Source organism: Pseudomonas sp. Pseusp3 (genome assembly GCF_047304225.1).
Classification (GTDB): domain Bacteria; phylum Pseudomonadota; class Gammaproteobacteria; order Pseudomonadales; family Pseudomonadaceae; genus Aquipseudomonas; species Aquipseudomonas fluorescens_CD.
On sequence record NZ_JBGLYV010000041.1, the window covers coordinates 37,579 to 56,395 of the forward strand.

Here is an 18,817-nt window from a genome sequence, read left to right on the forward strand (position 1 = left end):
TGTAAAAGATGCGGTCGCAATCAACCGAAAGCCGGTCCTTTTGCAATCATGTCGTTGAACCCATTGACCCAGGCATGCTCGTTCGGGCCAGGATTGGCGCGCATGGCTTCGGCCGGAGCGACGAGGATTTCGTCGGCACCGCTCTCGAACTGTTTCATCGCTTCTGTAATGAACTGGTCGAGGGGAATGGCACGCTCTTCCTCGCTGCTGTCGAGCAACTCGGTGCGTACCCACGGTGGTGCGATCTCGACCAGCCGGACGCCGTGTTCACGCAGCAGGTAGCGCTGTGACAGGGTGTAGGAGTGCAGCGCCGCCTTGGTCGCCGAATACACCGCCGTCACGGCCATTGGCACGAAGCCGAGCACCGAGGAGACGTTGACGATGACCGCATCCGGCCTGGCCTTCAGATGCTCGACCAGCGCCGAGGTCATGCGGATCGGCCCCAGCAGGTTTGTGGTGACGGTCGACAGGGCAAGCTCATCGTCCACCGGACCTTCTGCATGATCGAGCAGCATGATGCCGGCATTGTTGATCAGCACGTTGAGCTCAGGGTAATGGGCGATGAGGTGCTGCGCTGCAGCCTTGATGCTGGCCGTGTCGTTGATGTCGAGCTCGATGGCCGCCATGCCGGGGTTGGCGTCGAGCGTCTGCTGCAGTCGCTCCTTGCGCCGTCCGGAGATGATCACTTGATTGCCGAGCTTGTGGAAAGCTTCGGCCAGCCCTTGGCCGATGCCGGAGCCGCCGCCAGTGATGAAAATGGTATTGCCGGTCATACGCATCACGCTTCTCCTGGGGAGATGAAGTAAGGAAATGCCGCCACGAACGAACCAGTCGAGCGATGTGTCGTGCAGGCAGTGACGCTAAGTTGGCAGCTTCGGCGTGAACGGAGTAGCCACTCTTTTTCGCTATCATTTATGTAAGGTATGCATAGACATTGCTGTGCTGTGCTGTGCCGACCTGATGCTAGCTTGAAACGCCGCTTCCCTCGCCAACCAGGCTGGCTACGAGATGCTCGATGAGGGCGCGGCCGGCACTGCGGGTTCGCGAGCCGTGGGGGAAGTAGGCATGAACAGGCACGGACTCGGTCTCCCAATCGGTGAGCAGCGCGACCAGTTCACCGCTTTCCAGTTCGCGCCGACACGCCCATGCCGTTGTCGAGGTGATACCCAATCCGGCCGTGGCCGCCGCGACCGCCCCTTCGTTTTCGTCGGTCGAGAAGTGTGCCTCGAGCTGAATCGTCCTGGTCTCGCCATCGCGTTTGAACATCCACCCGCTCGGTACCGTCGAGGCTGGACCTGCAATGATTCGGTGGCATTGCAGGTCCTCAGGTGTAGTCGGCTCCCCAGCGGCGCGCAGGTAGGACGGTGAGGCAAGAATGAACCGGGAGATCGTCATGATTTGACGGCTCGTTGCACGGGAATCCACCAGCCGTCCCAGCCTTATCGCTACATCGATATTTTCCCGCACCAGATCCTGCCAATGGTCGGCGAGCAGGACCTGGATATGCAGGTTGGGATGTATCGCCGCGAACGGCGCCATGCGCGGAATGATTTCCCTTACACCGATGCTCGTAGGCATGCTGATCCGCACGACGCCACGCAGCTCCGCGCCGCCGCGAACGCTTTGCTCTGCTTCTTCCACCGCGGCGAGAATCGGCTCCATTCTCGAGAGAAAATCCGCCCCTGCCTCAGTCGGTACGACGGCACGTGTCGATCTCGCCAGCAACAGGGTGCCGAGATCGGTTTCGAGTTCGGCCACAATCCTGGAAACCTGGGATTGAGAAAGGCCCACTTCGCGTGCCGCCGCCGAAAAGCTGCCCAGTCGCGCCACCCTTGTGAAAAGCCTGTAGGAGAAAAGGTCCTTCATGCGTCAGCTCCATCCAACAGCCAGCATGTACCTTGAGTCCGTTGGCAGAAGCTACGGTGAAACGGGCAGCAGGCTGGCGGATCGCTACTTGGGTGAGTGTTTTTTTGGAGGAGGGGTAGGTAACCGGGGCACTATGCCCCCGGTTACCCGTGGTGCAAATCATCATGCAACTTCAGTATGGAAAGGATAGTCCGTGTAACCCGCTTGCGTGCCGCCGAAGAACGACTCGCGGTCGTACGGGTTCAGTGGCCAGCCATTGCGCAGGCGCTCTGGCAAGTCAGGGTTGGCGATGAAGTGGCGGCCGAAAGCGACCAGGTCTGCATCGCCGGCCTCGAGGATCGCGTTGGCCGATTCACCGGAGAAACCGCCTGCCGCGATAAGGGTGCCCTTGTAATGCTGACGGATGAGTTGGGACGCCACCGGATTCTGGTCGCGGCGCTCGTCTTCGATGAGACCCAGGATGCGCGGCTCGATCAGGTGCAGATAGGCAAGGTCCAGCTTGTTCAGTTCGCGTGCGACATAGGTGAACAGGCCAACGGGGTCGCTGTCGGACATATCGCCGAAATTGCCGCTCGGGCCCAGGCGCACCGCCACCCGATTGCTGCCCCAGACGGAAATCACCGCCGCTACCGCTTCCAGCAGGAACCGGCTGCGGTTCTCGAACGAACCGCCGTAGATATCCGTACGTTTGTTGCTGCCGTCCTGGAGGAATTGGTCGAACAGGTAGCCGTTGGCCGAGTGCAGCTCCACGCCGTCGAATCCGGCGGCGATACCGCGTTCGGCCGCGGCGCGGAAGCTTTCCACCAGCCCGTGGATTTCCGCGATGGTCAATTCGCGCGGCGGGCTGCCGGGGGTCCAGCCGGTCTCGGTGAAGGCGAGGCCACCGTGTTCGACGACGGAAGGTGCCACCGGCTGGGCGCCGTTCGGCTGCAAGAGGCTATTGGACTGGCGCCCCGCATGATAGAGCTGCAGAAAGATTTTGCCGCCCTTGGCATGCACAGCGTCGGTCACGAGTTTCCAACCGGCGATCTGGCTGTCGTCATACAAACCGGGAGCGCCGAGGTAGCCATTACCATTGGCTGCGGCGATAGTCGCTTCGCCGATGAGCAGGCCACCGGCGCTGGTACGCTGGGCATAGTACTCGGCCATCAATGGGCCAGGGATGGCACCCGGCTCGGCACGCATACGGGTCAGTGGCGCCAGAACGACGCGATGGGAAATCCGGTATGGGCCGATCTGGATGCTGGTGTGCAGTTTGGACATGACAACGATACCTATCAATGTTGGGATGGGTGCAATCTAGGCGTAAAGTCCGTGGAGAAAAACATCCCGCGATGCCGAACATTTCGGATGGTTTTTCCGTAATCCCGCCCTGTCGGTGGGGCTCTGCCGGAGCAAGCAGAAAAGTGATGGAAAATCTGAGTGGCATCTCGATGTTCGTGCAGGTTGCCGAAACGCGCAGCTTTAGCGAGTCCGCCCGCCAGTTGGGGGTGTCGTCCTCGACCGTGGGCAAAACCATCGCCCGGATGGAGGAGCGCTTGCATGTAAGGCTGTTTCATCGCAGCACACGCAGTATCACGCTGACGGCCGAGGGGACCCTGTTCCTTGAGCGATGCCGCCGTATCCTCAGTGAGGTCACCGCTGCCGAGACCGAGCTGTCAGGCCTGGCTGGCAGTCCACGTGGGCGGCTTCGGGTGGGCTCGCCGCTACTGGGCGACCTGATGATGCCGGCCTTTGAAGGGTTCATGGAGCGGTATCCGGAAGTCGAACTGGATATCGATTTTTGCGACCGCATGGTCGATGTGATCGAGGAGGGGTTCGACGCGGTGATTCGGACCGGCGAGCAAACCGATTCTCGCTTGACTGCGCGCCGTCTCGGTTCCTGCGCACATGTGCTGGTGGCGTCGCCGACTTACCTCAAGCGGCATGGTGTACCCGCTTATCCGCGTGAACTGGAGCGCCATGCATGCCTGCAGCACAAATTCCCCGCAACGGGAAAGCTGGAGCGTTGGCCTCTGCGGCTCGAAGCCTCCGAGGCGGAATTGGTGCTGCCCGCCACGATGACTTCGAACACGATCGAACCTCTTGCCTATGCCGCAGTCCGTGGCAGGGGCATCGCCTTTCTACCAACCTTCCTGGTGCGCGACGCGCTGGAAAGCGGCCAGCTGGTCACCGTGCTGGACGATTACATTGACCGCCAGGTCGTCTTCTGGATGCTGTGGCCAGCCAGCCGATATGCCTCGCCCAAGTTGCGAGTTTTCATTGACTACATGAGTGCGCACTTGCGCATCTGATTGCTCACGCCGGCAGCGATCGGCGCACGCCGTCGCGGATTGAGCCTGATATCGCTTACGCCCTTTCGAGCAAGTGCTCCAGGAACAATCCCGCCGCGACCGACAACGCCTCTCGCGACCTTACGCACACGCTGAGTTCGCGGGAGGCCCACGGCTCATCCAGCCTGATTGCCTTCGCACCGTCCATTTTGTAAATCGCCGCGCTCCCCTCGGGCATGATGCCAATGCCCAGGCCGGCCTGAACCATCAGGCATAGCGCGTCGTAGCTGGAGACTTCCATGCGGATTTTCAGCGAACGCCCCAGGTCGTTGGCTGCCTTGATCAACTGAAAGTTGAGATGAGTGCCACTGCGCAATGCAATGTATTCGTGATCCAGGGTTTCGCTGAATTTGACCGAGCGGCGTGTCGCCAGCGGATGCCCAAGGGGCACAAGCAACACCAGGCGATCGGTACGAAACGGGAAAACCTCGATATCGGCACCGTGCGGAAGACGGGTGAAGATGCCAATGTCGGTGCGATTTTCCGACACCGCCTTGGTGATGGCCAGGCTTTGTCTTTCTTCGAGGCTGATGTTGATCAGTGGGTACAGTTCCATGAACGACTTGATCAGGCCCGGGAGGAATTGGGTGATGGCGGAAATATTGGCCAGGACATGCACCGAGCCACGGCGGCCATGGGAGTAGTCACGCATCTGCACGACGATTTCATTGAGGTTGTTCAATGCACTGCGAGCCATGAACAGCAGCGACAGACCGGCGTCGGTCGGGGTGATGCCTTTGTTGGTGCGGTTGAGCAGTTTCGAGTCGAGCAGTTCTTCCAGCTCGCTGAGCCGTTTGCTGACCGCCGCCGCGGCGATGTGTTCGCGTTTGGCGGCGGCAGCAATGGTGCCTTCTTCAACGACGCTGACAAACAGTCGCAACGAGACCGGATCGAGTTTCATGGGAGGTACCGGTTAGGCCTGAATGGCCAGCATAGTACCTCCTTGGGCATCGGCTCAAAACGCCCCGGACAACAGATGGCCGGCGTTGGGTACTTGCGCCTTGAGGCCAAGGGTTTTCAACATCTGGTAAACGGTGGCGACCGATGCCGACAGCACCGGTTTGTCGAGGCGATCCTGGACAAGCTGGATCGCCGGTAGCGACGGCATTTGCACGCAGCAGGACAACACCACGCCATCGGCCTGGCCGATGCTCAGCCGGTCGGCGTGGGCCAGCAGATTCATCGGGTCCAGACGCCCGACTTCGAGGTTGTCGCAAACCTCCAGGCTGATGGAGTCGACCACTTCGATGCCGGCCGCTTCGATGTAGTCGATGACCTGTTGGGTCAGCGGCTTCATGTACGGCGTGATGATCGAGACTTTCTTGTAGTCGAGCATCTGCAGGCTATCGATCAGCGCACCGGCGGAACTGAGTACCGGGGCGGTCGATTGATTGGAGGCCACGGTTTTACTCAGGCGCTCCTGCGAGACTTTGTGATAGCCCGCGCCTTGGCACATGATCGCCACCAGGCAGGCATAGGCCATGACATCCACTCGCGCATCGCTCAGCTCCAGCGCGCAACGGTCGCTGTCGATGTCCATCTTCTTCAGCTCTTCGGGGCTGACGTGCATCATGCGCATGCGTGAAGAGTGAAAGGTAAAGTGTTCTTCGGGAAACAGTTCGTAGCGTGAAGTCAGCATGGCCGGGATTTCGGTTTCCATCGTCGTGTTGGAGCTGGGGACGATTTGGCCGATGCGAAAATTTTTCATGGTTTTTTTCCTTTGAACGGTCGGTTCAGTTGCCGCTGGTGAGTTGAACGCCTTTGGTTTCCTGCAGCGTGAACACCATGACGGCGGCGATGACGTAGGAAACGGAGGCAAGGGAAATGGTGGCGGTAAAGCCGATGAGCGGGATCAGTACCGGGACCAGCTTGATGCCGGCGATGGCGCCGACCCGGCCGAAGTTGAAACAGAAACCCGAGGCGGTTGAACGAATGCTGGTCGGGAACAACTCCGAGTACCAGGCGCCGAACCCGCTGAAATAACCGGTGAAGAAGCCCAGCAGTGCCGCCAGCGAACCGAGGGCGATGACGTTCTGGGTGGTGAACAGCAGTTTGCCGTCCGTCAATGGCATCAAGGTCGCCGAGTAGGCAAATACCGGCACCATGATCGCCATGCCGCCAAAAAACACCGCGAACGACAAGCGACGACCGATGCTTTCCGCCAGGTAGCCGTAGGCCAGGTAACCGATGGTGGCGCCGATGCCGATCCAGATGACAAACACCGGGGCCTGATCGATGCGCACGTTCAGAATGCTCTGCAGGTAAGCCGGCATGAACGTGGTGATGATCCAGTAGCCGTACATGCCCAGGACCGAAATGCTCAGGCCCAGCAGGGTCACTTTCAGATACTGCGGACGGAAGATTTCCATCAGCCGGCCCTTGTCGGTGTTAAGGCGCATGAACTCGCGGTTGGCCAGCCACACCGGCGACTCCTTGACGAACAGCCAGATGAACACCAGGGTGAAATAGGCCGGGATCGAGGCGTAGATGAACAAGCTGCGCCAGGATTCAGGGTTGCCGCCATCAAGGAACGTCCAGGCGAAAATCGCTGCCAGCAGACCACCACCCGACCAGCCGGTCTGCATCACCGCAAAGGCCTTGGCGCGACCGGCCGCCGGCCAGATCTCGGACACCAGCGCCGCCGCGGCGGACCACAAGCCACCGACGGCGATACCGACACAGAAGCGGAACACATTGAGCTGCCACAGGCTGTCGGCAAAAGCACAGAGCAAGGTGCCGGTGCCATAGACGAATACCGACAGCATCATGGTTTTCTTGCGGCCGATCTTGTCGGAAATATTGCCGAGGAAGAAACCACCGATACCGGTGGCCAGCAGAAACCAGGCAACCGTGGAGACCACGTCGCCCAGGCCGACGGCGAAGGTCTTGGCAACCGCCAGCAGGACAAAACCGAAGACGGTGGCATCCAGCGCATCAAACAGCCAGGCGGCCCAGGAGCCTCCCAGCGTCACGTAGCGCTGGTTGGCGGTCAGTTGACCGACTCTGTCGACGACAGGAGCTTGCGCCGTGGAAGTGGCAGCCAGGGTTTTCATGGTTCAACCTCGCAGGTTTGCGTTTTTATTCTTGGAGCTCGTGTGCCGAATGGAGATCGGCACACGAGTGGTCATGTGCGACCGATGTTAGGAGAGGTAAAAGCCGTTCGTACATCAGCCATTCACGAGCCTGCCATCGCGGCTGACGATGGCAGTGGGGGAGGAGAAGATCGTTGTGAATAGGGGGAGGGCTGGTTGATTAGAGTGGTCGGTACATTTGGAATAGCTCGCCCAGCTCAAAATAATCGACCGGGCCACCATCCGGACGCCCGTGAGGTCATGGCGACATGTTGCTCCTGCAGGTCCGCCTCGAATTATTCCATGGATGCTGTGAAAGTTCTGAACGTGGCTGCGGCAGAGGTTGGTAGACAAACGACACCGGCCCGGGATCTGGAAACCATCATCACTCACTGAATCAAAGCAGGTATAGGATAACAATGGTAATCAACCAGCCGGCACTGAGGGTGATAGTCAGGTAGGCAACCGCGAGCATCAGAGGGTGAGTCCACATGACACCAAACTCCCATAATCGTTGTTTTTATATTGGTGCCTGGTAAGTTGAGAGCTGCGAAATTCATGAGCTCGTATGAGTAGTGAGGCAATAATTAAGCCATTTGAGTGAAGGGCACTTGGGTGCAAGCCTTGGGCCTGTAATGCTGCGTTCCAGGCTACTTCTTTCAGACGAAAACTGTCCCTGAATCCACCCCCAAAAAATGAGATTCCCCACATACGGGGGTACATTCGTCCGGATGCCACCCAGCGGGATTGAAGTCCCAGGCTGACGTTTTGCCACTGGGGCGGGAGGCGCATGGCAGAACAGGGTCGATAGGAAACCCGGGGCCGATTTAGCAGACGGACAATGTTAAATGGCTGCTATTGTCAACGGCGCTTCATGACAGGCCGCTATCAGCTGAAAGCAGTCTGGCTTTAACTTCAACGGTTGAGCTGCGTTTGGTGAAGCGGGGAATCAAACCTCCATTCATCGACTGCGGTTTTACCACTGTCAAGCCTTGGCGGCGCGTCCTGTGCCTTACATCCGCAGACGCAACGTTTCGAAGAGTTGCCGATCTTCCTTTCTGGCCGAACGGGCATGACGCCGAATGACCTGCAACAGGCAATCGGTAAAGCAGAGTGCCGGGTTGCTCAACGACCCGTTGCGTCGGGTGACGATGCTCAGTTGTCGGGGCTCGAATTGCTCGGTCAGCCCCAGGGACACCACGCGCCCCAGGAATGGCGGGGCTGTGCTCACAATGGACGGCCCCCAGGTGCACATGTCGGCCCGCTCGACCATCATCTGCAAAATGGCCAGCGAATGGGCGCGCACGATTCGGTTCTCATCAATTTGCGCGCCGTGTTTCCAGAACAGTTCCTGCATCAGCCCATCGTGCCCGTCCGGCGCGTAGTTCAGGGTCCAGTTTTCCTCCAGTAACTCGTGGATCGATCGTGCGTGCTGTCGGGCGTGACCCTCGCGGACCAGCACCGAAGTCTGGTAATCGAGCAGGGTTTCGCAAGCGAATTCCTGGGTCGATTGTGCTGGATGCAGCTGGCCGATCGCGAAATCCATGCTGCCGTCGCGCAGCAGCGGCTGGGCAACGGCCATCAGGCTTTCAAACAGCTCCAGCTTGATTTGCGGCATGCGCTCGCGAAAAGCCAACACCACTTCGGGCAGGAAGGTCAGGGCGATCCATGGGGTGATCCCGACGCAGAGCCGGCCCTGGGCCTTGCCACGCATATGGTCGAGCTCGGTCTGCGCATGTTCGAGCTGCTTGATCACCAGCCGCGCGTGGGTCAGCAGGACTTTTCCGTATTCGGTGAAGTGCAGGCCGTTGGGGGTTCGGGTGAACAACGGCAGCTGTTGACTGGTTTCCAGTTCGCGCAACGCTTTGGTCACGGCAGCCTGGGAAATCTCCAGCGAGCGCGCGGCTGCGCGGATGCTGCCGGTTTCGGCGCTGGCAATCAGCGCCTGTAATTGATGCAGTTTCATCTGACCACCTTTGCGACAACCATTGGTTGTCATCATAACCAAACTGCGCCTCCCCAGCCCAGCGCCTGTTCCCTAAGATCGACCCCAACAGCGCTTTCGCTGCTGCTCAGACCCTGTCCAAGGAGAACACCCATGAATGCCGGCCTGGTCCTGCCTGGTATTGCCGCGATGCAAGATGAAATGATCGCGATACGTCACAGCATTCACGCGCACCCTGAACTGGGTTTTGAAGAGTTCGCCACCAGCGAGCGGGTTGCGCAGTGTTTGACCCGATGGGGTTATGAGGTCAGCACCGGCGTGGGCAAGACCGGGGTCGTTGCCACCCTGAAAAATGGCGAGGGGCGATCCATCGGTTTGCGCGCCGACATGGATGCGTTGCCGATACAGGAAGCCACCGGCTTGCCCTATGCCAGCGGGATCGACGGTGTCATGCATGCCTGCGGTCACGACGGTCATACGGCAATCCTGCTGGCAGCAGGTCAGTATCTGGCCCGGACACGGGCGTTCAAGGGCACGCTGCACCTGATTTTCCAACCGGCGGAAGAAGGGCTGGGCGGTGCCAGGAAAATGCTCGAGGAAGGGTTGCTCGAACGGTTCCCGTGTGACGCGATCTTCGCCATGCATAACGTGCCGGGCTATCCCGTCGGGCATTTGGGCTTTTACAGCGGGCCGTTCATGGCGTCTGCCGACACGGTGAACATCAGAATCATCGGCAATGGTGGTCATGGTGCGGTGCCGCACAAAGCCGTCGACCCCGTGGTGGTTTGTGCCTCGATCGTGATGGCCCTGCAAAGCATCGTTTCGCGCAATGTCAATCCGCAGGAGATGGCAATTATCACGGTGGGCTCCCTGCATGCCGGAAGCGCCTCGAATGTCATCCCGTCCTGTGCCGACATGAGCCTGAGCGTGCGCGCCCTGACCCCCGAGATTCGCCACTTGCTGGAGGTTCGAATCACTGAGCTGGTCAAGGGCCAGGCCGCGAGTTTTGGTGCCCAGGCCCACATCGATTATCAGCATTGCCATCCGGTGTTGATCAACGATCCCGAACACACTGCATTTGCCCGTGAAGTCGCCCGTGACTGGCTGGGGGAGGAGCACCTGATTGATGACTTGCGGCCGTTCACGGCCAGTGAGGACTTTGCCTTTGTCCTGGAAAAATGCCCCGGCAGTTATCTGGTGATCGGCAACGGTGAGGGAGAGGGCGGGTGCCTGTTGCACAATCCCGGCTACGACTTCAACGATGGCTGCCTGCCGGTGGGCGCGAGCTACTGGGTCAAGTTGGTCGAGCGTTTTCTGTGTTGATACGGCGCTTTTTTGCGCGTCATTCTGGTAAAAAATCTGCGGCCTGAAGAGGAATAAAAATGAACAAGATGATTGCAGCCGTTTCCCTGGTGTTCCTGACAGCATCGAGCCTGGCCGGTGCAGCTGACTGGTCTGGCAAAGTGTTGAAGCTGGGGGTGGACCCGACGTACCCACCACTGGAATACAAGAATCAGGATGGCACGCTGACCGGCTTCGGGGTCGACATCGCCGAGGCGCTCTGCGCCGAACTGAAAGCGCGATGCGTCTGGGTGGAAAGCAGCTGGGACGGGATGATCCCGGCGCTGCTGGCGCGCAAGTTCGATGCGGTGGCGTCTTCAATGACCATCACCCCCAAACGTCTGGAGCAGATTGCATTCACCGACAAGGTGTCCAATGCACCGGCACGGTTAGTGGCTAAACGCGGATCGGGATTACAGCCGACCCTCGAATCGCTCAAGGGCAAGCGCATTGGTGTGGAGCAGGGCTCGACCCAGGAGTCCTACGCCAAAGCGGTATGGGGTTCCAAAGGTGTAGACGTTCTTTCCTATCAAAATCAGGATCAGGTGTACGCCGATCTGGTAGTGGGGCGACTGGATGCTTCGTTGCAGGGTTCCATTCAAGCCAGCTACGGCTTCTTGAAAACAGCGGTGGGCCAAGACTATGAGTTTGCCGGTGCCACCCTGGATGATCCGGGCTTCTTCGGCGTGGGTGATGGCCTCGGTCTGCGCAAGAACGATGTCGCCTTGCGCGAAGACTTGAACAAAGCCCTGGCAACCATTCTCGCCAACGGGACCTACGCACGGATCAACAACAAGTACTTCGATTTTGACGTCTATGGCGCCAAGTAACCCACGGCTGATTCGTTGAGCAGGGCGCTCGATCGAGCGCTCTATTGCCCCCTTCACATCACCCTGGGGAGGAAAAGGGTGGGGCCTGCTTGCCGGAAGTCGATGTATGGCAACCGCCGGCAAGCTGGTTTCAGCAGATCTACCGGTTACATGCCGAGCAGCCGCTCGACGATCCGCTCGGCCGCCGCTTCCGGCGACTCGCGCTGTGTGTCGATATGGATGTCCGGCGCCACCGGTGGCTCGTAGGGTGAGTCGATGCCGGTGAAATTCTTCAGCTCGCCGCGCCGGGCCTTCTGGTAGAGGCCCTTCGGATCGCGCTGTTCGGCCACCGCCAGCGGCGCGTCGATGAAGATCTCCAGAAAGTTGTCTTCTCCGGCCAAGCCGCGCGCCATGTCGCGCTCGGCGCGGAATGGCGAGATAAACGAGACGAGGGTGACAAGCCCTGCATCCAGCATCAGCTTCGCGACCTCGGCGACGCGGCGGATATTTTCCACCCGGTCGGCCTCGGTGAAGCCCAGGTCGCGGTTCAGGCCGTGGCGCACGTTGTCGCCGTCGAGCAGGTAGGTGTGCCGGCCAAGGGTGTGCAGCTTGCGTTCCACCAGGTTGGCGATGGTCGACTTGCCGGCTCCGGACAGCCCGGTGAACCAAAGCACACGGGGTGTCTGGCCCTTGAGTGCGGCGTGCGCCTCGCGGTTCACATCGATGGCCTGCCAGTGCACGTTCTGCGCACGGCGCAGGGCGAAGTGCAACATGCCGGCGCCTACCGTACGGTTGTTCAGCCGGTCGATGATGATGAAGCCACCGGTGTCGCGGTTATCCGCATAGGCATCGAAGGCGATGGAGCGGTCCAGGTTGAGGTTGCACACGCCGATTTCATTCAGGTCCAGGGTGCGCGCCGCCAGGTGCTCGAGGCTGTTCACGTCGACCCGATGCTTGAGGTTGGCGCAGCTCATGCCAACCGTACGGCTGCCGATCTTCATCAGGTACGGGCGGCCGGGGAGCATGGCTTCCTCGTCCATCCACACCAGGGTCGCCTCGAATTGGTCGGCCACCGCTGGTGGTGCGTCGGCGAGGGCGATCAGGTCGCCGCGGCTGATGTCGATCTCGTCTTCCAGGGTCAAGGTCACCGCCTGGCCGCAGAAGGCTTGTTCCTGCTCGCCGCCGGCGCCGAGGATGCCGGTCACGACGCTCTGCTGGCCGGACGGCAGCACGCGGATGCGCTCGCCTACACGAACGCTGCCGGCAGCGATGTTGCCGCTATAGCCGCGGAAGTCGAGGTTCGGCCGGTTGACCCATTGCACCGGCAGGCGGAACGCCGCCTTGCTCTGTTGCGAAGCTTGCAGTGGTACGTTTTCCAGGTACTGCAGCAGGGTCGGTCCCTTGTACCACGGGGTATTCGGGCTGGCTTCGAGCATGTTGTCGCCGCGCAGGGCAGACAACGGGATGCACTGGATGTCGGTGAGGCCGATCTGTTCGGCGAAAGCGCGATAGTCGGCCTCGATGCGCTCGAAGACTTCCTGCGAGTAGTGCATCAGGTCGAGCTTGTTCACCGCCAGCACCACCTTGCGGATGCCCAGCAGGGACACCAGGTAGCTGTGCCGGCGGGTCTGCACCAGCATGCCTTGGCGCGCATCGATGAGGATCACCGCAAGGTCGGCGGTGGAGGCGCCGGTCACCATGTTGCGGGTGTACTGCTCATGGCCGGGGGTGTCGGCGACGATGAACTTGCGCTTATCGGTGGCGAAGAAACGGTAGGCCACGTCGATGGTGATGCCCTGTTCGCGCTCGGCGGCGAGGCCGTCCACCAGCAGGGCGAAGTCGAGTTCGTCGCCCTGTGTGCCGAGCTTCTTCGAGTCAGCTTCGAGCTGGCCAAGCTGGTCCTCGAACAACACCTTGGATTCATAGAGCAGACGGCCGATCAGCGTGCTCTTGCCGTCGTCGACGCTACCGCAGGTGATAAAGCGCAGCAGTTGTTTGTTCTGCTGTTGCTCCAGATAAGGCTTCAGGTCGTCGCTAAGCAGTTCGGAAATGGCGTTCATCAGAAATACCCCTCTTGTTTCTTCTTCTCCATGGAGCCGGCCGAGTCGCTGTCGATCAGCCGACCCTGGCGTTCCGAGGTTCGACTCGCGAGCATCTCGCGGATGATCGCCGGCAGGCTGTCGGCGTCGCTTTCGATTGCGCCGGTGAGCGGGTAGCAGCCGAGTGTGCGAAAGCGCACCTTGCGCATCTCTGGCGTTTCACCCGCCAGCAGCGGCATGCGCTCGTCGTCGACCATGATCAGCGTGCCGTCGCGGCGCACCACCGGGCGCTCCTGGGCCAAATACAGCGGCACGATGGGAATCTGTTCGAGGTAGATGTATTGCCAGATGTCCAGCTCGGTCCAGTTCGACAGCGGGAACACCCGCAGGCTCTCGCCTTTGCGTTTGCGCGTGTTGTACAGCCGCCAGAGTTCCGGGCGCTGCTGCTTGGGGTCCCAGCGGTGTTGCTCGGAACGGATCGAGAACACCCGCTCCTTGGCCCGCGACTTCTCCTCGTCGCGGCGGGCGCCACCGAAGGCGGCATCGAAGCCAAAGTGGTCGAGTGCCTGTTTCAGGCCTTGGGTTTTCCACACATCGGTGTGCAGTGCCGAGCCGTGATCGAACGGGTTGATGTTCTTTTCCACGCCTTCGGGATTGACGTGTACCAACAGATCCAGGCCCAGGCGTTGAACGGTCTGGTCACGGAAGTCGATCATCTCGCGGAACTTCCAGGTGGTGTCCACGTGCAGCAGGGGAAAGGGCGGCTTTCCGGGGGCGAAGGCCTTCATCGCCAAGTGCAGCATGACCGCACTGTCCTTGCCGATGGAGTAGAGCATCACCGGGTTCTCACACTCGGCAACCACCTCACGGATGATCTGGATGCTTTCCGCTTCCAGCCATTGCAAATGAGTCAACATCGAATACCTCCTCGTGTTCTGCCGGGTTCCTCCCCGGCGTGGCATCACGGTAGGTAATGCGCCATCGCCGATTCTTCGTCTGACTGGACGAGAAGACTGCCGGGCGATTCATGCGCTGGCCGCCGCATGAGCCGGGGCATGGCGTCGATGCGGCGACCTTAGTCCGCTCGGACGAAGAATCGGAATCGGTGTTCTCTCTAAGGTCTGCGCAGGCCCACAGAGGAGACCGACATGGCCACAGAAAAAATCGAACAGGAGGTGATCAGCGGCGAGAGCTGGAACCTCTTCTGCGAACAGCTGCGCCGCAGCGGCGAGCAGATTCTGCGCCCGGAAGCCCCGGCCGACGCGCAGACCCGCGCCGAAGGCTTCCGCTATCTGACCCGACTGCTGCGCATCGCCCTGGAGATGCACCTGGAGTTCGCCGACCCGGACTTCCCCGGCTTCATCACTCCGTCCCACGAAACGGCGAAGATCGGTGCGGACAACCCGGACAACCTGTACCGCTATGCGCGCCTCAACGGCGAACACCGCTATCGCGTCAGCGGCAATCGTGGCAGCGTCTTCTACCTCAGCTTCGGCACCCAGAAGGGCGGCTACGAGAGTGACGGCAAGATGATCCAGACTGGCTTCGTCGATGCCCCACAGCTGCAACTGGATGCCGACGGCAATTTCGAGATCATCCTCAGTCAGCACCCGCCGGCTTCCGGCAACTGGCTGCGCATGGAGCCGCAGAGCAACGCACTGATCGTTCGCCAGACGTTCCTCGACCGTGCCAGCGAACAGCCGGCACCGCTGCGCATTGAACGCCTGGATGCCGGCGAGACTCCCGAGCCGCTTGACCCGCTGCGCCTGCAGCAGGGCCTGCAACGCGCCGCCGGCTTTGTCGAGGGCACTGCGCGGCTGTTCGCCGACTGGGCGCAGGGCTACCAGCAACATGCCAATCAGCTGCCGCCGGCGGACCAGGCGGTGTGCCAGGCGGTGGGCGGTGATCCGAACATCTTCTACTACCACTCCTACTGGGCGCTGGCAGACGACGAAGCGCTTCTGATCGAGGTCGATCAGGTGCCGCAGTGCGATTTCTGGAACCTGCAGATCAACAACTACTGGATGGAGTCGCTGGACTACCGCTTCCACCGCATCTGTCTGAACAAGCACTCGGCGCGCCTCGACGAGCGGGGCGGAGTGCGAATGGTGCTTAGTGCCCGCGACCCTGACCTGCCGAACTGGCTGGAAACCGCCGGCCACCCCCACGGCACCCTCTGCCTGCGCTGGGTCGGCGCGAAGCAACCGGTGCACCCGACGACCCGCGTGGTCAAGCTGACCGACCTGAAGGAACTCACCCGATGAACGAATTCGCACCTGACAGCCTGCTGGCCGAAGCCAGTGCCCGTACCGGCGGCCTCGACGACTTCGGCCCCGGCGATTTTCGCGAAGCCCTGGCCGTGCTGGCCGACGCGCTGCGCGATGAAGCTCGCCTGTCCGGACAGGGCCGTGCCGTGCTGCGCGAAAAACTGCTGGCACAGCTGGCCAACCGGTTGGTGATCGAGGATTACTGCAGGCGCCATCCGGAAATCCTCGAACAGGAAATCGACGACCCGCTGGTCATCGTCGGCCTGCCGCGCACCGGCACCACGCTGTTGCAGCGCACGCTGGCGGTGGACCCGCAGTTCAGCAAGGCGCAGTGGTGGGAGACCCGCTATCCGGCACCGCTGCCTGGCGAGGCAGTGGAACAGCCGGGCCTGCGCATCGAGCGCGCGCGCGCCGAAGTCGCCGGGATGATCGGGTTCCTGCCGCAACTGCTCGCCATCCACCCGCTGGACGCGGAGCAGCCGGACGAGGAATTCATGCTGATGGAGCATTCCTTCCTCTGTGCGATGGATTCCTACGTCGACGTGCCGACCTATACCGACTGGCTCGACCGCCAGGACCAGACCCAGGTCTACCGGTACCTGAAAAAGACCCTGCAGTTTCTCCAGTGGCAGCAGGCCCGCCGCGGCATCGCCCCCGGCCGCCGTTGGCTGCTCAAGAGCCCGCAGCACCTGCACACCCTGGAGCTGCTGTTCGAGGTGTTCCCCCGTGCGCAGGTGGTCCTCACCCACCGCGAACCGTGCAAGACCATCCCCTCGCTGGCGAGTTTCATCCATACCCTCTGGCAGCTCTACAGCGACCACGCCGATCCGGCCCGTGTCGGCGAACAGTGGAACAGCCGCATGGCCCGTGCGCTGAAGCACTCCATGACGGTGCGAGAAGGTTTGCCTGCCGGGCGCTTCCTCGACGTGCGTTTCGAGGACACGGTGGCCGATCCGTTTGGCGTGGTGGAACGCATCTACCGCTTCACCGCAATGGAGCTGAGCGACGAGGTACGCGATTCGATGCGTCGCTGGCTCGCCGACAACGGCCGCGAGAAGCGCGCCCGGCACAGCTACAACGCGGAACTCTTCGGCCTCGACGCTGCACGCCTGGAGCGCGACTACGCCGAATACCGCGCGCGGCATATCCAGGCATAACCGTTGCCACCGCCGTCATTTACAGGGGCCTGCAAGCTGGCTCCTGCATAAAACAAGCCCTGATAACAACAAGAGGATTTTCCCATGCTGCTCAAAGACAAGGTCGTGATGGTTTCCGGAATCGGACCGGGTATGGGTATCAAGCTCGCCCTGGAAGCCGCCCGCGAAGGTGCGCGTGCCGTGGCCATTTGCGCGCGCAGCGAGGCGCGGCTGGTAGAGGCCGAGCAACGCATCCGTGCCTTCGCCCCTGGCTGCGAGGTCCTGCGCATGCCCACCGACGTCACCGAACCCGCCGCCTGTGCGGAATTCGCCCAAGCCACCGCCGAGCGCTTCGGCCGTATCGACGCGCTGATCAACAGCGCGTTTTCCCACGGCGGATTCCAGGCCGTGGAGGCGGGTGACAACGACCCGCTGCGCGAGGCGCTGGAGGTCAATCTGATCGGCTCGCTGAACATGAGCCGTGCGGTGCTGCCGCAGATGAAGGAGCAGGGGGCCGGTGCCATTGTCATGGTCAGTACCCTTGGTGTTCGCAAGCCCTATTTGGGTGGCGCTGCCTATTGCGCATCGAAAAGCGCATTGGCTGCGTCCGTGCGCTATCTCGCCACGGAGCAGGCTGTCCACGGCATACGTGTCAACGCTGTGGCCTGTGGCTGGATGTGGGGTGAGCCGGTGCAGGCAGTGGTACGCCAGACCGCTGACGCGCGCGGTGTCGGCGAAGAGCAGGTGCGCGCCGAGTTCAGCGCCGGCATCCCGGGTGGGCGCATGCCCGGTGACGAGGAATGCGCCCGCGCCGCACTTTTTCTCGCCTCGGACTACGCCAGCGCGGTGAATGGCGCACAACTCGACGCGAACGGCGGCGAAATCATGTACTGAACCTCCACTGGCGCTAAAGGGTGTGATCGCGGACCCGCTGGAGGGCCCGCGATCGCATGCACCTAACCGCGTGCCGCAAACAACGCCTCAGCCTGCACCTTGACTGCCAGCGCGACGGCGTCGAAGCCCTGCTTCACCCAGGGGCCGTGCATCTCCATTACCTGGTCGGCGGTGGGGCCGAGGAACTTATCGGTGGTGTGATAGCGGCAACTCGCCGGGCCAGTGCTCTCGATGATCTGTTCGCGGCGGGCAGCATCGGGATTGTCGACGCTGGAATGCATTTCCCAGGCGAGCAGGCGCGGCGGATCGAACTCGGCCAGGTGCTCGACCACATGCAGCAGTTCACCGGGCCGGGCCGGGTTGGGCAGGAACAGGTTCACCGGTTCGCCGAGGCGCAGGCTCGACTCGACTTTGACGGTATAGGGGTTCCACTGCGGATAGCTGGCCAGATCGACCAGCACCGACCACACCCATTCGGCGGGGGCGGCGATTTCCACGGTCAGCGAGCGGACCAGATTCTTTTCTGCGGACATGGGATTGCTCCGGGATGGCTCCGCGCCGCACCGTGCGGCGGGATCATCCGGATACTCGACGCATTTGCCACTGCGCTCCTCGTCCAGTCGGACGAAGAACCGGAGATTGCGCACTCCCTAAGGTAGCCGACAGGTAAATAGAGGAGACCGACATGGCCACAGACTGGATCGATCATTGCGCCTTCAACGGCGACGCGGATGGCCTTTGTGCCCTACAGCAACTGCGCTTGGCCGGGGAACTGAGCGACTGTGTACGGCTGATCAGCGGGGTCAAGCGCGACATCGACCTGCTGCGCCGCGTACTGGCCGGCCGTGGCGAGAGGGTCACGGTACTGGATATCTCCCACAGCCAGAACCGGGACGATACCCAGCGGCTGCTCGAAGGGGGCGCCCGGTTGCGCTACTTCGACCACCATCATGCCGGCGAGGTGCCGCAGCACCCGGCGTTCGAGTCGTACATCGATACCGCCGCCAACGTCTGTACCAGCATCCTGGTCGACCGCTACCTGCAAGGCCGCCATTACCGCTGGGCGGTGGCGGCGGCCTTCGGCGACGGCATGGCTGGCCCGGCGCGGGCCCTGGC

At 61.4% G+C, this 18,817-nt stretch carries 16 protein-coding genes and 1 pseudogene; 7 read left to right on the forward strand and 10 right to left on the reverse strand.

Annotated elements, in window-relative coordinates:
- Positions 1 to 20 precede the first annotated feature (20 nt).
- The 3 genes from ACCD00_RS15795 to ACCD00_RS15805 all read right to left on the reverse strand — a co-directional run bounded on the left by ACCD00_RS15795 (position 21) and on the right by ACCD00_RS15805 (position 3,129).
- Positions 21 to 779: an SDR family oxidoreductase gene (locus tag ACCD00_RS15795; protein ID WP_413425908.1), complete on the reverse strand. Its 759-nt coding sequence runs from the start codon at positions 777 to 779 to the stop codon at positions 21 to 23.
- 184 nt (positions 780 to 963) lie between these two features.
- Positions 964 to 1,866, reverse strand: a complete 903-nt coding sequence (locus ACCD00_RS15800) for a LysR family transcriptional regulator (protein WP_413425911.1) — start codon at positions 1,864 to 1,866, stop codon at positions 964 to 966.
- 162 nt (positions 1,867 to 2,028) lie between these two features.
- Complete coding sequence (locus tag ACCD00_RS15805) at positions 2,029 to 3,129, reverse strand: alkene reductase (protein WP_413425913.1); 1,101 nt, start codon at positions 3,127 to 3,129, stop codon at positions 2,029 to 2,031.
- A gap of 146 nt (positions 3,130 to 3,275) precedes the next feature.
- On the opposite strand from ACCD00_RS15805, the gene ACCD00_RS15810 reads away from it, so the two are divergent.
- Complete coding sequence (locus tag ACCD00_RS15810; protein WP_413425915.1) at positions 3,276 to 4,160, forward strand: LysR family transcriptional regulator; 885 nt, start codon at positions 3,276 to 3,278, stop codon at positions 4,158 to 4,160.
- A 55-nt stretch (positions 4,161 to 4,215) separates the two neighbouring features.
- Here the strand turns inward: ACCD00_RS15810 and ACCD00_RS15815 are convergent, their stop codons facing one another.
- The 4 genes from ACCD00_RS15815 to ACCD00_RS15830 form a co-directional block, all read right to left on the reverse strand.
- Positions 4,216 to 5,100, reverse strand: coding sequence for a LysR family transcriptional regulator (locus ACCD00_RS15815; RefSeq protein WP_413425917.1), 885 nt, complete (start codon positions 5,098 to 5,100; stop codon positions 4,216 to 4,218).
- A 54-nt stretch (positions 5,101 to 5,154) separates the two neighbouring features.
- Positions 5,155 to 5,907: an Asp/Glu racemase gene (locus tag ACCD00_RS15820; protein ID WP_413425919.1), complete on the reverse strand. Its 753-nt coding sequence runs from the start codon at positions 5,905 to 5,907 to the stop codon at positions 5,155 to 5,157.
- A gap of 25 nt (positions 5,908 to 5,932) precedes the next feature.
- Complete coding sequence (locus tag ACCD00_RS15825) at positions 5,933 to 7,252, reverse strand: MFS transporter (protein WP_413425921.1); 1,320 nt, start codon at positions 7,250 to 7,252, stop codon at positions 5,933 to 5,935.
- Between the two features lie 1,030 nt (positions 7,253 to 8,282).
- Positions 8,283 to 9,236 (reverse strand): LysR substrate-binding domain-containing protein, encoded by a 954-nt coding sequence (locus ACCD00_RS15830; RefSeq protein WP_413425923.1) that lies wholly within the window; start codon positions 9,234 to 9,236, stop codon positions 8,283 to 8,285.
- A 132-nt stretch (positions 9,237 to 9,368) separates the two neighbouring features.
- Between ACCD00_RS15830 and ACCD00_RS15835 the strand changes: the two genes are divergently transcribed.
- On the forward strand, positions 9,369 to 10,538 hold the full coding sequence (locus ACCD00_RS15835) for a M20 aminoacylase family protein (RefSeq protein WP_413425925.1): 1,170 nt from the start codon (positions 9,369 to 9,371) through the stop codon (positions 10,536 to 10,538).
- Between the two features lie 59 nt (positions 10,539 to 10,597).
- On the forward strand, positions 10,598 to 11,386 hold the full coding sequence (locus tag ACCD00_RS15840) for an ABC transporter substrate-binding protein (RefSeq protein WP_413425927.1): 789 nt from the start codon (positions 10,598 to 10,600) through the stop codon (positions 11,384 to 11,386).
- 146 nt (positions 11,387 to 11,532) lie between these two features.
- Here ACCD00_RS15840 and cysN read toward each other — a convergent pair whose 3' ends face one another.
- Complete coding sequence (gene cysN / locus ACCD00_RS15845; protein ID WP_413425929.1) at positions 11,533 to 13,425, reverse strand: sulfate adenylyltransferase subunit CysN; 1,893 nt, start codon at positions 13,423 to 13,425, stop codon at positions 11,533 to 11,535.
- Positions 13,425 to 14,366, reverse strand: a complete 942-nt coding sequence (gene cysD, locus ACCD00_RS15850) for a sulfate adenylyltransferase subunit CysD (RefSeq protein ID WP_413425941.1) — start codon at positions 14,364 to 14,366, stop codon at positions 13,425 to 13,427. The genes cysN and cysD overlap by 1 nt, the downstream gene beginning before the upstream one ends.
- Before the next feature lie 186 nt (positions 14,367 to 14,552).
- On the opposite strand from cysD, the gene ACCD00_RS15855 reads away from it, so the two are divergent.
- The 3 genes from ACCD00_RS15855 to ACCD00_RS15865 all read left to right on the forward strand — a co-directional run bounded on the left by ACCD00_RS15855 (position 14,553) and on the right by ACCD00_RS15865 (position 17,701).
- A complete protein-coding gene (locus ACCD00_RS15855) occupies positions 14,553 to 15,668 on the forward strand; it encodes a DUF1214 domain-containing protein (RefSeq protein WP_413425931.1) in 1,116 nt (371 codons plus the stop codon).
- Complete coding sequence (locus ACCD00_RS15860; protein WP_413425933.1) at positions 15,665 to 16,828, forward strand: sulfotransferase family protein; 1,164 nt, start codon at positions 15,665 to 15,667, stop codon at positions 16,826 to 16,828. Before ACCD00_RS15855 ends, ACCD00_RS15860 begins: the two co-directional genes overlap by 4 nt.
- Before the next feature lie 84 nt (positions 16,829 to 16,912).
- Positions 16,913 to 17,701: an SDR family oxidoreductase gene (locus tag ACCD00_RS15865; protein ID WP_413425935.1), complete on the forward strand. Its 789-nt coding sequence runs from the start codon at positions 16,913 to 16,915 to the stop codon at positions 17,699 to 17,701.
- A 62-nt stretch (positions 17,702 to 17,763) separates the two neighbouring features.
- On the opposite strand, the gene ACCD00_RS15870 is transcribed toward ACCD00_RS15865, so the two are convergent.
- Entirely contained in the window at positions 17,764 to 18,234 is a 471-nt protein-coding gene (locus ACCD00_RS15870; protein WP_413425937.1) for an SRPBCC domain-containing protein, read from the reverse strand.
- Positions 18,235 to 18,386: 152 nt separating this feature from the next.
- Between ACCD00_RS15870 and ACCD00_RS15875 the strand changes: the two are divergent.
- Positions 18,387 to 18,817: pseudogene (locus ACCD00_RS15875) on the forward strand (acetyltransferase); the annotation flags it as partial.

What these genes read in the sequence shown, in the direction of transcription:
- ACCD00_RS15795 (WP_413425908.1), bottom strand. Translation starts at nt 779, where the DNA reads ATGCGTATGACCGGCAATACCATTTTCATCACTGGCGGCGGCTCCGGC.
- ACCD00_RS15800 (WP_413425911.1), bottom strand. Translation starts at nt 1,866, where the DNA reads ATGAAGGACCTTTTCTCCTACAGGCTTTTCACAAGGGTGGCGCGACTG.
- ACCD00_RS15805 (WP_413425913.1), bottom strand. Translation starts at nt 3,129, where the DNA reads ATGTCCAAACTGCACACCAGCATCCAGATCGGCCCATACCGGATTTCC.
- ACCD00_RS15810 (WP_413425915.1), top strand. Translation starts at nt 3,276, where the DNA reads ATGGAAAATCTGAGTGGCATCTCGATGTTCGTGCAGGTTGCCGAAACG.
- ACCD00_RS15815 (WP_413425917.1), bottom strand. Translation starts at nt 5,100, where the DNA reads ATGAAACTCGATCCGGTCTCGTTGCGACTGTTTGTCAGCGTCGTTGAA.
- ACCD00_RS15820 (WP_413425919.1), bottom strand. Translation starts at nt 5,907, where the DNA reads ATGAAAAATTTTCGCATCGGCCAAATCGTCCCCAGCTCCAACACGACG.
- ACCD00_RS15825 (WP_413425921.1), bottom strand. Translation starts at nt 7,252, where the DNA reads ATGAAAACCCTGGCTGCCACTTCCACGGCGCAAGCTCCTGTCGTCGAC.
- ACCD00_RS15830 (WP_413425923.1), bottom strand. Translation starts at nt 9,236, where the DNA reads ATGAAACTGCATCAATTACAGGCGCTGATTGCCAGCGCCGAAACCGGC.
- ACCD00_RS15835 (WP_413425925.1), top strand. Translation starts at nt 9,369, where the DNA reads ATGAATGCCGGCCTGGTCCTGCCTGGTATTGCCGCGATGCAAGATGAA.
- ACCD00_RS15840 (WP_413425927.1), top strand. Translation starts at nt 10,598, where the DNA reads ATGAACAAGATGATTGCAGCCGTTTCCCTGGTGTTCCTGACAGCATCG.
- cysN (WP_413425929.1), bottom strand. Translation starts at nt 13,425, where the DNA reads ATGAACGCCATTTCCGAACTGCTTAGCGACGACCTGAAGCCTTATCTG.
- cysD (WP_413425941.1), bottom strand. Translation starts at nt 14,366, where the DNA reads ATGCCACGCCGGGGAGGAACCCGGCAGAACACGAGGAGGTATTCGATG.
- ACCD00_RS15855 (WP_413425931.1), top strand. Translation starts at nt 14,553, where the DNA reads ATGGCCACAGAAAAAATCGAACAGGAGGTGATCAGCGGCGAGAGCTGG.
- ACCD00_RS15860 (WP_413425933.1), top strand. Translation starts at nt 15,665, where the DNA reads ATGAACGAATTCGCACCTGACAGCCTGCTGGCCGAAGCCAGTGCCCGT.
- ACCD00_RS15865 (WP_413425935.1), top strand. Translation starts at nt 16,913, where the DNA reads ATGCTGCTCAAAGACAAGGTCGTGATGGTTTCCGGAATCGGACCGGGT.
- ACCD00_RS15870 (WP_413425937.1), bottom strand. Translation starts at nt 18,234, where the DNA reads ATGTCCGCAGAAAAGAATCTGGTCCGCTCGCTGACCGTGGAAATCGCC.